This is a genomic window from Burkholderia sp. Bp8998 (genome assembly GCF_003854235.1).
Taxonomy (GTDB): Bacteria; Pseudomonadota; Gammaproteobacteria; order Burkholderiales; family Burkholderiaceae; genus Burkholderia.
Genome location: NZ_QTQF01000017.1, coordinates 98,007 through 111,999, shown reverse-complemented (window position 1 = coordinate 111,999; position 13,993 = coordinate 98,007). Strand labels below are relative to the sequence as shown.

Below are 13,993 nucleotides of genomic sequence, written 5' to 3'. Positions count from 1 at the left end.
GGAGTGGAAAGGGGAAAGCGGGTGCGTCAGTCTTCGTCGTCTTCGAGTTGCAGCTTGTCGGAACGGATGCCGGTGTTGGCGCCCCAGTAGAAGATGACGAGCGCGACGGCCGCGACGACGACCGTGTCGTACGGATGCGCGAGCTGGCCCGTGCCGCCGAAGCCGCCGAAGTACGACAGCACGATCATGGCCGCGTAGAACGCGATCAGCCACGCGGACGAGCGCACCTGCTCGGCGAGGCTCAGGTGCGCGGTCGGCACCCAGCGGCGGCACGCGAGATAGATGACGAACATCACGATCTGCAGGCCGAGCAGCCAGGACACCGTGCCCCAGCCCGACCAGTAGACGATCAGCGCGGCGATCACGAACGACGCGGGGCCGGTGATGCCGAACGCCACCGCGCGGAACGGCCGCGGCAGGCCGGGCGCGGTGCGGCGCAGCGCGGCGACCGACACGGGCGCGACCGCATAGCTCAGCACGAGCGCGGCCGACACGATGTTGATCAGCGCTTCCCACGACGGGAACGGCATCGTCCAGAAGATCGCGAGGCCGAACGTGAGCCACAGGCCCGCGCGCGGGATGCCCGATGCCTCGTCGACGCGCGTGAACACCTTGAAGAACGTGCCCGTCTTCGCCCAGCCGTACACGACGCGCGGCGTCGCGTTCATGTAGATGTTGCCGCAGCCGCTCGGCGAGATCATCGCGTCGGCCACCACCATCACCGCAAGCCAGCCCACGCCGAGCGCGAGCGCGATGTCGCGGTACGGCAGCGAGAAGGCCTTGCTCACGTCGTGCCAGCCGGTGGCGAGCATGTCGGTCGGGATGCTGCCGATGAACGCGAGCTGCAGCAGCACGTAGATCAGCGTGGACAGCAGGATCGACAGGATCAGCGCGATCGGGATCGTGCGCTGCGGATTGCGCACTTCGCTCGCGACCGACACGATCGGCGTGAGGCCGAGGTACGCGAAGATGATGCCGCCGGCCGACACGGCCATCTCGATGCCCGGCATGCCGAACGGCGCGAAGCCGTGCGCGGTCAGGTTGGCGGGCTTGAAGAACGTGAACAGCACGGCGATCACCGACAGCGGCACGATGAACTTGAAGATGCTGATGATGTTGTTCGCCTTCGCGAACGTCTTCACGCTCGAGTAGTTCAGGTAAAAGAAGAAGCACAGCAGCGCGGCCTGCACGAGCCAGCCGAGCGTCGTCGGGTCGCTCGATCCGGCTTTCGTGAGGCCGGGGAACCACGCGGCCGCGTACTGGCGCGCGGCGACCACTTCGATCGCGATCAGGCTCGAGAACGCGATCAGCGTGATGAAGCCCATCAGGTAGCCGAGCAGCGGGCCGTGCGAGAACACCGGGTAGCGGACCACGCCGCCCGCGCGCGGCAGCGCGGCGCCCAACTCGCAGTAGACGATGCCGAGCAGCAGCACCGCGAAGCCGCCGAGCAGCCACGAGAAGATGCCGGCCGGGCCGGCGATCGTCGATACGTGGCTCGCGGCGAACAGCCACCCCGAACCGAAGATGGCCCCGAGACCGATGAACGTCAGGTCGGTCAGCGACAGCTGCTTCTTGAACTTGCCGTGACCGCCGTCGGCGGGCACGGAACGGGAAAGCGGGACGGACGGGTGTGTGTTGCCTTGGCCTGGCATGGGTTTGTCTCCTGGGGAAATATCGGGGCAGGTGTGGCTTGCGCTGCGCTCCGGCGGAGCAACTGCGCACACCTGCCGGCCGGCGTGCGACCGGTTCGACCGACCGGGGCAGGCCGGCGGCCGCTCGTGCGCGGCGCGGGCTGGCGCCGCGGCGAACGGCCCGCGCGGACCATGCCGGACCGGAAGTGGCGATGCGACGGCGGGAAGCCGTTGCACCGCCGGGGGAACGCTCCTGCTTCGTATCGGTGCGACGACTGGCGCGTCGACGTGCAACCAGTATCGCCGTGCAAACACCCATCACGCTTGAGCCGTATCGCGGAGCAGAATGACGAAATCGGCACAGTGCCCGGAAGGGCCGCGAAAGGCGCTGCGTACTATGCCGATTTCGTCGCCGTCCTCATCGAAAAGCCACAAGCGGACGGACGCACGACGGAGGAAGCTATGCTCCTTTCCCCACTTCGGACGGCTCATGATGAAGCGCATCCAGATCATCGATTCGCACACGGGCGGCGAACCCACGCGGCTCGTCGTGTCCGGTTTCCCCTCGCTCGGCAACGGCACGATGGCCGAGCGCCGCGACGTGCTCGCGCGCGAGCATGATCGCTATCGCACCGCGTGCATTCTCGAGCCGCGCGGCAGCGATGTGCTGGTCGGCGCGCTGCTGTGCGAACCCGTGTCGCCGGAGGCGGCGGCCGGCGTGATCTTCTTCAACAACAGCGGTTACCTCGGGATGTGCGGGCACGGCACGATCGGCGTCGTGCGCACGCTGCATCACATGGGCCGCATCGAGCCGGGCGTGCACCAGATCGAAACGCCAGTCGGCACCGTGGAGGCGACGCTGCACGACGACTTGTCGGTCAGCGTGCGCAACGTGCTCGCGTACCGCCATGCGAAGGCCGTCGACGTCGACGTGCCGGGTTACGGCCCGGTGAAGGGCGACATCGCGTGGGGCGGCAACTGGTTCTTCCTGATCAGCGATCACGGCCAGCGCGTGGCCGGCGACAACGTCGCGGCGCTGACCGCCTATTCGTCCGCGGTGCGTGCAGGGCTCGAGCGCGCGGGCATCACCGGCGCGAACGGCGGCGAGATCGACCATATCGAGCTGTTCGCGGACGATCCCGAGCACGACAGCCGCAGCTTCGTGCTGTGCCCGGGCCATGCGTACGACCGTTCGCCGTGCGGCACCGGCACGAGCGCGAAGCTCGCGTGCCTCGCGGCCGACGGCAAGCTCGAACCGGGCGTCGTGTGGCGGCAGGCGAGCGTGATCGGCAGCGTGTTCCAGGCGAGCTATGCTCAGGCCGACGGCGGCATCGTGCCGACGATCCGCGGCAGCGCGCACCTGAGCGCGGAAGCGACGCTGCTGATCGAGGAAGACGATCCGTTCGGCTGGGGCATCGTGTCGTGAGCGAGACCCGGACCGACGTCGTCGTGATCGGCGCCGGCATCGTCGGCGCGGCGTGTGCGCATGAACTCGCGCAGCGCGGGCTGCGCGTGCTCGTCGTCGACGATGCGAGCGGCGGTGCAACCGGCGCCGGCATGGGGCACCTGGTCGCGATGGACGACAACGCGGCCGAGCTCGCGCTGAGTCATTACTCGATCGAGCTGTGGCGCGCGCTCGCCGACGAGATGCCGGAAGGTTGCGCGTACCGCAACTGCGGCACGCTGTGGCTCGCGGCCGATTCCAACGAGATGGACCTCGCCCGCACCAAGCAGGCGACGCTCGCCGCCCATGGCGTGGCGGGCGAGCTGATCGACGCGGCGACGCTCGCGCAATGGGAGCCGATGCTGCGCGCGGGGCTCGGCGGCGCGCTGAAGATTCCCGGCGACGCGATTCTCTATGCGCCCGTCGCCGCGAGCTGGCTGTTGCAGCGTGCGCCGGGCATCACGTTGCGGCGCGATCGCGCGGTGGCGGTCGACGGCCCGGGCGTGACGCTCGCGAGCGGCGACACGGTGCGCGCGGAGCGCGTCGTCGTCGCGAACGGCGTTGCCGCGCGCACGCTGTTGCCCGAGTTGCCGCTGCGCCCGAAGAAGGGGCACTTGCTGATCACCGACCGCTATCCGGGCCAGGTGTCGCACCAGCTCGTCGAGCTCGGCTATGCGGCGAGCGCGCATGCGAGCGACGGCATGTCGGTCGCATTCAACGTGCAGCCGCGGCCGACCGGCCAGCTGCTGATCGGCTCGTCGCGCCAGTTCGATACCGAGGACGCGCGCATCGAGCCGCCGGTGCTCGCGCGCATGCTGCGCCGCGCGGCCGGCTACCTGCCGGCGCTGGCTGACCTGAACGGGATTCGCGCATGGACGGGCTTCCGTTCCGCGAGCCCCGACGGCCTGCCGCTGCTCGGCGAACATCCGGCGCGGCCGGGCGTGTGGCTCGCGGTCGGGCACGAAGGGCTCGGCGTGACGACCGCGCCGGGCAGCGCGCGGCTCGTCGCCGCGCTGATGACCGGCGAACGGCCGCCCATCGACATAGAACCGTATTTGCCGGGACGTTTCCTGACGACGTCCCCCGTAGCCGGAGCGCTGACATGAAACGACCCCCACGCTCACTTCGTTCGCTGCCCCCCGCGGGGGCTGTCAGCCCCCTTGGGGCGGCCCGGCGGAGGCTGACATGATCATTCATCTGGACGGCCGCGCGCTGACGGTGGCCGACGGTGCGACCGTCGCGGCTGCCATCTCGGCGAGCGGCGACGACACGACGCGTGTGTCGTGCACGGGTGCGGCGCGCGCGCCGTTTTGCGGCATGGGCATCTGCCAGGAGTGCAGGATGACGATCGACGGCCGCCGTCGTCTGGCTTGTCAGACGCTGTGCCGCGACGGGATGCGGGTGGAGCGCACGCGATGAAACAGGAACGACTGAGCGTCGACGTCGCGATCGTCGGCGCGGGCCCGGCCGGGCTGTCGGCGGCGCGGGCCGCCGCACGAAGCGGTGCGACGGTCGCGATCGTCGACGACAACCCGCGCGCGGGCGGGCAGATCTGGCGCCAGGCGGCGGCCGCGACGCCCGTGCCGGCCGCGGCGGAACGTCTGGCGGTGCTGCGTCAGCCGAATGTCACGCATCTCGCGGCCACGCGCATCGTCGCCGAAACGCAGCCGGGCACGCTGCTGCTCGAGGACGACGAGCGCGGGTTCCTGCTCGAATTCCGCACACTGATCGTGTGCTGCGGCGCGCGCGAGCTGCTGCTGCCGTTCCCCGGCTGGACGCTGCCGGGCGTGACCGGCGCGGGCGGCCTGCAGGCGCTGATCAAGTACGGCCTCGACGTGCGCGGGCAGCGCACCGTGATCGCCGGCAGCGGTCCGCTGCTGCTCGCGAGCGCGGCCACGGCCCGTCAGGCGGGCGCGCAGGTGTCGCACGTGCTCGAACAGGCTGCGTGGCGCGATGTGGCCGGTTTCGGCGCGGGGCTGTGGCGCTGGCCGTCGAAACTCGCGCAAGCCGCGAAGCTCGTCACGACCACCTACCGGCCCGATGCACACGTCGTCGAAGCGTTCGGCGACAAGCGGCTCGAACGCGTGCGGATCCGGCAGGGCGAGCGCGAGTTCGAGGTCGACTGCGACCGGCTCGCGTGCGGCTTCGGGCTCGTGCCGAATACCGTGCTGCCGAGCCATCTCGGCTGCCGGATCGAGAACGGTGCGGTCGTGGTCGATGCGCACCAGCACACGAGCCGCGACGGGTGTTTCGCGGCGGGCGAGTGCACGGGTGTCGGCGGCAGCGAACTGGCGATGGTCGAAGGCGAGATCGCGGGCTACGCGGCCACCGGGCAGACGGCGCCGCTGGCCGCGCTGGTTGCGCAGCGCGCGCGCTGGCAGGCGTTCGCGGATGCGGTGCGCGAGCGCTTCGCGATCCGCGAGCCGATCCGCCGGCTCGCGCGGCCCGATACGCTGCTGTGCCGTTGCGAGGACGTGCGCTTCGACGCGGTCGCGCCAGCGCCGGCCTGGACGGCCGCGAAGCTGCAGACGCGCTGCGGGATGGGCGCCTGCCAGGGTCGTGTGTGCGGCGCGGCCGCGCAGGCGCTGTTCGGCTGGACGCCGTCGGTACCGCGCACGCCGCTCGTGCCCGCGCGGGTCGGCACGCTGATGCTGGACGAGACGGTGTCCTGCGACGGCACCTGACGAGCGACGGTGAGGCGGCCCGGTTCGCGCCGGGCTGCTTCGCCACTCATTCCACCCTCACTTTCTCCCATCCGCCCACCTGCGGCGCCGCACAGGCACGCAGGCACTCGATCGCGGCGCCCACGGCCGCGCGATTCGCGCTGTCCGGGTGCCAGTACATCGATACCGCCCCCTGGCCCTCGAGCCGCATCGGCAGGATGCGGATCGCGTTCAATTGCTCGAAGCGCCGCGCGGCTCGATGCGACGCGACGCCCAGCAGGTCGGTGTTGTTCAGCAGCGTGAGGTTCAGGATCGACGAATTCGATTCGACGCAGTGCGGCGGCTGCACGCGGCCGGCGGCCGTCAGCGCGACCTGCAGTGCGTTGTGCACGGGCGTGCCGGACGGCCAGACGATCCACGAGTAGGCCAGCACCTCGTCCCAGCCGACGGATGCCGCGCCGACGAGCGGGTGATCGGGCCGCGCGACGAACACCACCGGATCGACGTACAGCGCTTCTGCGTGCAGGTGCGGATCGACGGACGCCGAGCCGGAACGGCCGACGACGATGTCCAGCTCGCCGCGCGCGAGCTGCGGCATCAGCTGGTTCATCGTGCTCTCCGCGAGCCGCACCTGCGCGCGCGGCATCCGCTTCAGCAACTGCGACACCGCGAGCGGCACCGTATCGGCGGCCGCGACGCCCGACGTGCCGATCGTGACCAGGCCGCTGCCGCCTTCGCGCAGCGCGGCCATGTCGTCACGCGCGACGTCGAGCTGCGCCTCGACGCGGCGTGCATGCTCGATCAGCGCGTCGCCGTAGGCCGTCGGCCGCAAGCCGCGTGCTTGCCGCTCGAACAGCGGCAGCCCGACATCCTCTTCGAGTTCCTTCAGCCATTTCGACAGCGCCGGCTGGGTGGTCGCGAGCGCCGCCGCCGACTGGCTCAGGTTGCCCGTGCTGGCCAGGCTCAGCAGTACCTGCAGGTGCCGCAATCGCAGCCGGTGGGTCCAGTCCATCGCACGCTCCGTATCGGAAGGTATATCCGGAATCGTATGGATTAGATGATTTCACCATTTTACCGGGTATGTCTACGTCGCATATAAATGCGCTAACGGACTGAAGCACGCGGTCCCCGACCCGACACAGCGCCGACCGAGATCGGTCGCCCCAAGGAGACATCATGACCAGCCGACACCCGGATACGTCGCGCGCCGACTACTACGCACGGATCGCCGAACAGCGCCTCGCGCCGTTGTGGGAATCGCTGCACAACCTCGTGCCGAAAGCGCCGCAGCCCGCCGCGATGCCCGCGATCTGGAAGTACGCGCAGGTGCGCGACCTCGTGATGCAGGCCGGCAGCGTGATCAGCGCGGAAGAAGCCGTGCGCCGCGTGCTGGTGCTGGAGAATCCCGGGCTGCCCGGCAAGTCGAGCATGACGCCGACCCTGTACGCAGGCCTGCAGCTGATCCTGCCCGGCGAGATCGCGCCGAGCCACCGGCATACGCAGTCGGCGCTGCGCTTCATCGTCGAAGGCAAGGGCGCCTGGACCGCGGTGAACGGCGAGCGCACGACGATGCATCCGGGCGACTTCATCATCACGCCGTCGTGGGCGTGGCACGACCACGGCAACCCGTCGGCGGAACACGGCGGCGAGCCGGTCGTGTGGCTCGACGGGCTCGACATTCCGCTCGTCGCGAACCTCGACGCGGGCTTCGCGGAGAACTATCCGGAAGCCGAGCAGCCCGTCAGCCGCGCGGAAGGCGACAGCTTCGCGCGCTTCGGCCACAACATGGTGCCGGTGCGGCATCGCGTCGGCGATCCGACGTCGCCGGTGTTCAGCTATCCGTATGCGCGCACCCGCGAGGCGCTCGACGCGCTGTACCGCAACGGCGAGCTCGACGCATGGGACGGCGTGAAGCTGCGCTACGTGAACCCCACGACGGGCGGCTGGCCGATGCCGACGATTGCAACTTTCATGCAGTTCCTGCCCGCCGGATTCGACGGCCGCACGTATCGCAGCACCGACGCGACGATCTACTGCGTCGTCGAAGGCAGCGGTACCGCGTATATCGGCGGCGACGCGTTCGCGTTCGACGCGCACGACATCTTCGTCGCGCCGTCGTGGGCGGCGGTGCGGCTGTCGGCGTCGTCCGACAGCGTGCTGTTCAGCTATTCCGACCGACCGGTGCTGTCCGCGCTGAACCTGCTGCGCGAAGCGCGCGACTGACGCCGCCGGATTCCTTGATTCGTCCGGTGCGCCGCCGACGCGGTGCGCGGTTCTTCTTTCATTGCTCACGCTGGAGCCGTTCATGACTTACGTTTTCCCGCCCGAAGCGCCGGTGGCGCTTCCCGTCGCCGGTAGCGACGCCCGCTTCGCGGTGCGCCGCGTGTACTGCGTCGGCCGCAACTACGCGGCCCATGCACGCGAAATGGGCTTCGATCCCGATCGCGAGCCGCCGTTCTTCTTCTGCAAGCCGGCCGATTCGATCGTGCCGGTCGCCTACGGCGAAACGCTCGATCTCGCGTATCCGTCGCAGACGCAGAACTACCACTACGAAGCCGAGCTCGTCGCGGTGATCGGCAAGGGCGGGGCGGACATTCCGCTCGAGCGCGCGCTCGAGCACGTGTGGGGCTATGCGGTCGGTCTCGACATGACGCGCCGCGACCTGCAGATGAAGATGCGCGAGATGGGCCGGCCGTGGGAAATCGGCAAGGCGTTCGACCGTTCCGCGCCGATCGGCCCCGTGCATCCGGCGAGCGAAGTCGGTCGCTTCGAACAGGCCGGCGTGTGGCTGACCGTCAACGGTGCGACGAAGCAGAAGAGCGACGTGTCGCACCTGATCTGGTCGGTCGCGGAAACGGTGGCCGACCTGTCGAAGTTCTTCCGTCTCGAACCGGGCGACGTGATCTTCACAGGCACGCCGGAAGGCGTCGGTGCGGTGGTCAAGGGCGACGTGATGCAGGTCGGCATCGAGCGTCTCGGCGAACTGGTCGTGCGCGTGGTCTGACGCGCGCTCCGCGCTTTCCTCGAAAGGTCACATCGTGCAACTCCATAGCTTCTTCAACAGTTCGACATCCTATCGGGTGCGCATCGCGCTCGCGCTGAAAGGAGTGCCGTACGACACGCTGCCCGTGAACATTCGCACGGGCGAGCACCGCGAGGCCGGCTACGTCGCGCGGGTGAATCCGTCGGCGTCGGTGCCGGCGCTGGTCGACGGCGATTTCCGTCTCGGCCAGTCGCTCGCGATCATCGACTACCTCGACCAGGTTCATCCGGCGCCGCGGCTGATTCCGCTCGAACCGCGGCAGCGCGCACGCGTGCTGGAACTCGCGACGCTGATCGCGTGCGACATCCACCCGATCAACAACCTGCGCGTGCTGCGCTACCTCGACAGCGAATTGCAGGTCACGCCGCAGCAGAAGAATGCGTGGTACCGGCACTGGGTCGCGGAAGGGATGGCCGGCGTCGAGCGGCTGCTCGCGCGTGCGGACACCGGTCCGTGGTGTTTCGGCGATGCACCGACGCTCGCCGACGTATGCCTCGTGCCGCAGGTCGCGAACGCGCTGCGAATGGATTGCGACCTGGGCGCGTATCCGCGCAGCCTGGCGATTTACGAACACGCTCGGCGCGAGCCGGCATTCGACGCGGCGCAGCCGCAGCGGCAACCGGACTACGTCGCGTAACACGAAGCAGGAGACAGACATGGACGAGACAAACAACACAGGCCGACGCGTACTCGTGATCGGCGGCGGTATAGGCGGGCTCGCGACCGCGCTGGCGCTCGCGCGCCAGGGCATTCGCGTGAAGCTGCTCGAGCAGGCCGCGCAAATCGGCGAGATCGGCGCGGGCATCCAGCTCGCCGCGAACGCGTTCAACGCGCTCGACGCGCTGGGTGTCGGCGAGGCCGCGCGCAGCCGCGCGGTGTTCACCGACCGGCTGCAACTGATGGATGCGGTCGATGCGCGGGAAGTCGCGTGCATCGATACGGGTGCCGCGTATCGCGAACGCTTCGGCAACCCGTATGCGGTGATCCATCGCGCGGACATCCATCTGTCGATCTACGAGGCGGTCAAGGATCATCCGCTGATCGAATTCCGGACCAGCACGCAGGTGTGCGGTTTTGAGCAGGACGACAATGGCGTGACCGTGATCGACCAGCACGGCGAGCGTTATCGCGCCGATGCGGTGATCGGTTGCGACGGCGTGAAGTCCGCGATCCGGCACGCGCTGATCGGCGACGCGCATCGCGTGACGGGACACGTCGTGTACCGCGCGGTGGTCGACGTCGACAACATGCCGAAGGATCTGCAGATCAATGCGCCGGTCGTCTGGGCCGGCCCGCATTGCCATCTCGTCCACTATCCGCTGCGCGGCGGACGGCAGTACAACCTCGTCGTCACGTTCCACAGTCGCGAGCAGGAAACCTGGGGCGTGCGCGACGGCAGCAAGGAGGAAGTGCTGTCGTACTTCGACGGCATCCATCCGCTGCCGAAGCAGATGCTCGACCGGCCGACGTCGTGGAAGCGCTGGGCGACCGCCGATCGCGATCCGGTCGAGCGCTGGAGCGCGGGCCGCGCGACGGTGCTCGGCGACGCCGCGCATCCGATGACGCAATACCTCGCGCAGGGCGCGTGCCAGGCGCTCGAGGATTCTGTGACGCTCGGCGCGGCCGTCGCGCAGACGGACGGCGATTTCGAGGCCGCGTTCGCGCTGTACGAGCGCGTGCGGATTCCGCGCACGGCGCGCGTGCTGTATTCGGCGCGCGAGATGGGGCGGATCTATCACGCAAAGGGCGTCGAGCGGCAAGTGCGCAACGTGCTGTGGGTCGGACGCACGCAGGCGCAGTTCTACGACGCGCTCGACTGGCTGCACGGCTGGCGCGCGGAGGATTGCCTGAAGTCCGTCGCCTGACGCACTTCAGCCCGAATCCGGCGGCGCGCATTCCAACGACATCGCGCGCGACCGCCTTCATGGAGGAGACACCATCATGGCCGATATGCAGTCCATCGACATCAGCGCATGGATCGACCGGCATCGCGTTGCGCCGTTTCAGGCCGCGATCGTCGTGCTGTGCTTCCTGATCGTCGCGATCGACGGTTTCGACACCGCATCGATCGGGTTCATCGCCCCCGTCATCCGCGCGGAATGGGGCCTGTCGCCCGCGCAGCTCGCGCCGGTATTCGGCGCGGGGCTCGCCGGGCTGATGGCCGGCGCGCTCGTGTTCGGGCCGTTCGGCGACCGGTTCGGCCGCAAGCGCCTGCTGCTCGCTTGCGTTGCCTGCTTCGGCATCGCGAGTGCCGCGTCGGCGAGCGCGGGCGGCTTGACCGAATTGATCGCGTGGCGCTTCGTGACCGGCCTCGGGCTCGGCGGCGCGATGCCGAACGCGATCACGCTGACGTCCGAGTATTGCCCCGCGCGGCGGCGCTCGCTGCTCGTGACGACGATGTTCTGCGGTTTCACGATCGGCTCCGCGCTAGGCGGGCTCGCGGCCGCGTCGCTGATCGAACGCGACGGCTGGCGCGCGGTGCTCGTCGTCGGCGGTGCCGCGCCGCTGCTGCTCCTGCCGGTGCTCGCGTGGCGGCTGCCGGAGTCGGTGCGCTACCTCGTCAACACCGGCGCGGCGCGCGAGCGGATCGCGGCGATGCTCGCGCGCATCGCACCGGACCCGCGTCTCGCGCACGCATCGTTCGTCGCACCGCGCGGCAAGCCGGCCGGTTCGCCGCTCGGCCGCCTGTTCGGCGCCGACCTGCTGCGCGGCACGCTGCTGCTGTGGCTCACGTTCTTCATGAGTCTGCTCGTCATCTACCTGCTGTCGAGCTGGCTGCCGACGCTGTTGCGCACGACCGGCGCGACGTTGCAGACGGCCGCACGCGTGACCGCGATGTTCCAGGTCGGCGGCACGCTCGGTGCGATCGTCCTCGGCTGGCTGATGGACCGCTTCGATCCACACCGCGTGCTCGCGTGCAGCTATGCGGCGGCGGGCCTGTTCGTCGCGGCGATCGGCGTGCTGGCCGCGTCGCCGGCGGGTGCCGCGCTGGTCGTGTTCGCGGCCGGCTTCTGCGTGTCGGGCTCGCAAGTCGGCGCGAACGCGCTGTCGGCCGCGTTCTACCCGACCGAATGCCGGACCACGGGCGTGAGCTGGGCGAACGGGATCGGCCGCGGCGGGTCGGTCGTCGGATCGATGGCGGGCGGGGCGATGCTCGCGATGGGGCTGCCGTTGTCGACGGCATTCGCTGGCGTCGCGGTGCCGTGCGTGATCGCCGGGATCGCGGTGCTGGTGCTTGGCGCGGTACGGGCCGGCGCGAAGCGCGCGGCGGCGGCCGATGCGATCGCCGGCGAACAGGCGTAGCGGAGCGAAGCGAGGGCGGTGGTGAAGGCGCTTTCTGGTTCTGATGGGCGCGCGCCGGACGACGATGGTACGGATAAATATTATATAAACTGATATAATATTTATCCGTTAATCGTATGCCATCGCCCTCATGAACGCCGATCCCTCCTCCGGGCTGCCCGAGCCCGATCAGATGCGTGCCGCCGCCGAGTCGGCGTGCGCGCTGCTCAAGGTGCTGTCCAATCCCGACCGGTTGTTGCTGCTGTGCGAACTGTCGCAGGGCGAACGTTGCGTGAGCGATCTCGAGGCGCGGCTGGATATTCGCCAGCCGACGCTGTCGCAGCAGCTCGGCGTGTTGCGGGACAACACGCTCGTCCGCACGCGCCGCGAGGGCAAGAACATCCACTATTCGCTCGACAGTCCGGCCGCGATCGCGGTGATGGGCGTGCTGTACGAACAGTTCTGCGGCCCGGCCGCGAAGGGGACGCGTCATGCAGCTTGATGCGCTTCATTTCACGCCGTGGCTGTCGCTTGCCGGCGGCGTGCTGATCGGGCTGGCGGCCGCGTGGCTCGTCGCGTTCAACGGGCGGATCGCCGGAATCAGCGGCATCGTCGGCGGCCTGTTCACGGCCGGTGGCGCGGAGCGCGACTGGCGTGTCGCATTCGTCGCCGGGCTGATCGCCGCGCCGCTGATGATGCGTATCGCCGGTGCCGCCGTGACGCCGCGGGTCGATGCAGGCTGGGGCGCGTTGCTGGCGGCCGGCCTGCTGGTCGGGATCGGCACTCGCTATGCGGGCGGATGCACGAGCGGTCACGGCGTCTGCGGGCTGTCGCGGGGTGCGGCGCGATCGATCGTCGCGACGGCGGTGTTCATGGTCGCGGGCTTCGCGACCGTATTCGTGCAACGGCACGTGCTCGGGGGCTGACATGCAGGCAGGATTCGCGTTTCTTGCGGGGCTGCTGTTCGGCGTCGGCCTCATCGTGTCGGGGATGGCCAACCCGCAGAAGGTGCTCGGTTTTCTCGACCTGGCAGGCCGCTGGGATCCATCGCTCGGGTTCGTGATGGCCGGCGCGATCGGCGTCGCCGTGTTCGCGTTCGCGTGGGCGAAGCACCGGACGCGGTCGTTGCTCGGCCTGCCGATCCAGTGGCCGGCCGCGCGGGCGATTACCGTGCGCCTGGTCGCGGGGAGCGCCGTGTTCGGCATCGGCTGGGGGTTGGCCGGGTTTTGCCCGGGGCCGGCGATCGTATCGATCGGACTCGGGTCGGTCAAGGGCATCGCGTTCGTCGTCGCGATGCTGGTCGGGATGGCGTTATTCGAATGGATCGAGCGCGCTAGGAAGGCGCGATAGCACGGCGGGGGCTGCGGCCGAAGTTATCGGCCCGCTCGAGTCGGCGCGGCGCGGTGAGGGCGCCGGACACGATCGCGCTCGTCGCCGGAGCGGGCGACACGGTGGTCACATGACGACACCGGCGACGGCGCAAGCCACTGCGTCAGGATTGCCCGCGCACATGCCGCTCGCCGAGTAGCGGCGCGGACACCCGGCGCAGCCACGCGCGCCACGCGGCGAACACGCCGGACCGGGGCGCGGGTTCCGCGACGGTCGCGGCGACCGGCCCCGCATCGCCGGCGGACAACGCAACGTGACCGGGTGTCTCGATCGTCAGACATTCGCCTTCGTCGAGCATGCGGCGAACGTATTGCGGCGCATCGGGCAGCCAGTCGAGCCCGCCGTGACGCAACGTGACCGCGAGCGCGCCGTCGAGCACGATGACCTGGCTGCCCTTGTCGAACCACGCAAAGTGGCTTTGGCCGGCGTCGAGCCGAATGTCTTGCGTTCGCATGGCGAGTCCTTTTCCCGGTTGCGCAGCCCCGCGACGGCGAGGCGAGAGCGTGCAATCAGGTTAGGGAAACGCATGCGGGCAGGACAG

At 69.4% G+C, this 13,993-nt stretch carries 15 protein-coding genes; 12 read left to right on the top strand and 3 right to left on the bottom strand.

From position 1 onward, the window contains the following. Positions 1–26: 26 nt before the first annotated feature. Positions 27–1,652, bottom strand: coding sequence for an APC family permease (locus DIE06_RS18575; RefSeq protein WP_124662610.1), 1,626 nt, complete (start codon positions 1,650–1,652; stop codon positions 27–29). Between the two features lie 472 nt (positions 1,653–2,124). Between DIE06_RS18575 and DIE06_RS18570 the strand changes: the two genes are divergently transcribed. The 4 genes from DIE06_RS18570 (at position 2,125) to DIE06_RS18555 (ending at position 5,759) form a co-directional block, all read left to right on the top strand. Further along, positions 2,125–3,057 carry a 4-hydroxyproline epimerase gene (locus tag DIE06_RS18570; RefSeq protein ID WP_059607857.1) on the top strand — a complete coding sequence of 311 codons (933 nt, stop codon included), beginning with the start codon at positions 2,125–2,127 and terminating at the stop codon, positions 3,055–3,057. After that, positions 3,054–4,181, top strand: a complete 1,128-nt coding sequence (locus DIE06_RS18565; protein WP_124662609.1) for an FAD-binding oxidoreductase — start codon at positions 3,054–3,056, stop codon at positions 4,179–4,181. Before DIE06_RS18570 ends, DIE06_RS18565 begins: the two co-directional genes overlap by 4 nt. 79 nt (positions 4,182–4,260) lie before the next feature. Further along, a complete protein-coding gene (locus DIE06_RS18560) occupies positions 4,261–4,494 on the top strand; it encodes a (2Fe-2S)-binding protein (protein ID WP_124662608.1) in 234 nt (77 codons plus the stop codon). Further along, positions 4,491–5,759: an FAD/NAD(P)-binding oxidoreductase gene (locus DIE06_RS18555; RefSeq protein WP_124662607.1), complete on the top strand. Its 1,269-nt coding sequence runs from the start codon at positions 4,491–4,493 to the stop codon at positions 5,757–5,759. The genes DIE06_RS18560 and DIE06_RS18555 overlap by 4 nt, the downstream gene beginning before the upstream one ends. Before the next feature lie 46 nt (positions 5,760–5,805). Here the strand turns inward: DIE06_RS18555 and DIE06_RS18550 are convergent, their stop codons facing one another. Continuing rightward, on the bottom strand, positions 5,806–6,750 hold the full coding sequence (locus DIE06_RS18550; RefSeq protein WP_124662606.1) for a LysR family transcriptional regulator: 945 nt from the start codon (positions 6,748–6,750) through the stop codon (positions 5,806–5,808). 164 nt (positions 6,751–6,914) lie between these two features. On the opposite strand from DIE06_RS18550, the gene gtdA reads away from it, so the two are divergent. The 8 genes from gtdA to DIE06_RS18510 all read left to right on the top strand — a co-directional run bounded on the left by gtdA (position 6,915) and on the right by DIE06_RS18510 (position 13,413). Beyond that, a complete protein-coding gene (gene gtdA, locus DIE06_RS18545; RefSeq protein WP_124662605.1) occupies positions 6,915–7,961 on the top strand; it encodes a gentisate 1,2-dioxygenase in 1,047 nt (348 codons plus the stop codon). Positions 7,962–8,043: 82 nt separating this feature from the next. After that, positions 8,044–8,742 (top strand): fumarylacetoacetate hydrolase family protein, encoded by a 699-nt coding sequence (locus DIE06_RS18540; RefSeq protein ID WP_124662604.1) that lies wholly within the window; start codon positions 8,044–8,046, stop codon positions 8,740–8,742. Between the two features lie 34 nt (positions 8,743–8,776). Continuing rightward, the gene (gene maiA / locus DIE06_RS18535) at positions 8,777–9,418 is read left to right on the top strand and encodes a maleylacetoacetate isomerase (protein ID WP_124662603.1); all 642 of its coding nucleotides are present in this window, start codon (positions 8,777–8,779) and stop codon (positions 9,416–9,418) included. A 19-nt stretch (positions 9,419–9,437) separates the two neighbouring features. Further along, a complete protein-coding gene (locus tag DIE06_RS18530; protein ID WP_124662602.1) occupies positions 9,438–10,646 on the top strand; it encodes a 3-hydroxybenzoate 6-monooxygenase in 1,209 nt (402 codons plus the stop codon). A gap of 76 nt (positions 10,647–10,722) precedes the next feature. Further along, positions 10,723–12,084, top strand: coding sequence for an aromatic acid/H+ symport family MFS transporter (locus tag DIE06_RS18525; RefSeq protein WP_124662601.1), 1,362 nt, complete (start codon positions 10,723–10,725; stop codon positions 12,082–12,084). A gap of 130 nt (positions 12,085–12,214) precedes the next feature. Next, positions 12,215–12,565 carry a helix-turn-helix transcriptional regulator gene (locus tag DIE06_RS18520; protein WP_124662600.1) on the top strand — a complete coding sequence of 117 codons (351 nt, stop codon included), beginning with the start codon at positions 12,215–12,217 and terminating at the stop codon, positions 12,563–12,565. After that, positions 12,555–12,989, top strand: a complete 435-nt coding sequence (locus tag DIE06_RS18515; protein ID WP_124662599.1) for a YeeE/YedE family protein — start codon at positions 12,555–12,557, stop codon at positions 12,987–12,989. The genes DIE06_RS18520 and DIE06_RS18515 overlap by 11 nt, the downstream gene beginning before the upstream one ends. A gap of 1 nt (position 12,990) precedes the next feature. Beyond that, positions 12,991–13,413, top strand: a complete 423-nt coding sequence (locus DIE06_RS18510; protein ID WP_124662598.1) for a DUF6691 family protein — start codon at positions 12,991–12,993, stop codon at positions 13,411–13,413. Positions 13,414–13,555: 142 nt separating this feature from the next. Here the strand turns inward: DIE06_RS18510 and DIE06_RS18505 are convergent, their stop codons facing one another. Next, a complete protein-coding gene (locus DIE06_RS18505) occupies positions 13,556–13,906 on the bottom strand; it encodes a hypothetical protein (RefSeq protein WP_124662597.1) in 351 nt (116 codons plus the stop codon). Between the last annotated feature and the right edge of the window lie 87 nt (positions 13,907–13,993).

Excerpts from the sequence above, each read along its gene's own strand:
- DIE06_RS18550 (WP_124662606.1), bottom strand. The coding sequence starts at position 6,750 with ATGGACTGGACCCACCGGCTGCGATTGCGGCACCTGCAGGTACTGCTG.
- gtdA (WP_124662605.1), top strand. The coding sequence starts at position 6,915 with ATGACCAGCCGACACCCGGATACGTCGCGCGCCGACTACTACGCACGG.
- DIE06_RS18510 (WP_124662598.1), top strand. The coding sequence starts at position 12,991 with ATGCAGGCAGGATTCGCGTTTCTTGCGGGGCTGCTGTTCGGCGTCGGC.
- DIE06_RS18525 (WP_124662601.1), top strand. The coding sequence starts at position 10,723 with ATGGCCGATATGCAGTCCATCGACATCAGCGCATGGATCGACCGGCAT.
- DIE06_RS18560 (WP_124662608.1), top strand. The coding sequence starts at position 4,261 with ATGATCATTCATCTGGACGGCCGCGCGCTGACGGTGGCCGACGGTGCG.
- DIE06_RS18575 (WP_124662610.1), bottom strand. The coding sequence starts at position 1,652 with ATGCCAGGCCAAGGCAACACACACCCGTCCGTCCCGCTTTCCCGTTCC.
- DIE06_RS18505 (WP_124662597.1), bottom strand. The coding sequence starts at position 13,906 with ATGCGAACGCAAGACATTCGGCTCGACGCCGGCCAAAGCCACTTTGCG.
- DIE06_RS18515 (WP_124662599.1), top strand. The coding sequence starts at position 12,555 with ATGCAGCTTGATGCGCTTCATTTCACGCCGTGGCTGTCGCTTGCCGGC.
- DIE06_RS18520 (WP_124662600.1), top strand. The coding sequence starts at position 12,215 with ATGAACGCCGATCCCTCCTCCGGGCTGCCCGAGCCCGATCAGATGCGT.
- DIE06_RS18530 (WP_124662602.1), top strand. The coding sequence starts at position 9,438 with ATGGACGAGACAAACAACACAGGCCGACGCGTACTCGTGATCGGCGGC.
- DIE06_RS18570 (WP_059607857.1), top strand. The coding sequence starts at position 2,125 with ATGAAGCGCATCCAGATCATCGATTCGCACACGGGCGGCGAACCCACG.
- DIE06_RS18555 (WP_124662607.1), top strand. The coding sequence starts at position 4,491 with ATGAAACAGGAACGACTGAGCGTCGACGTCGCGATCGTCGGCGCGGGC.
- DIE06_RS18540 (WP_124662604.1), top strand. The coding sequence starts at position 8,044 with ATGACTTACGTTTTCCCGCCCGAAGCGCCGGTGGCGCTTCCCGTCGCC.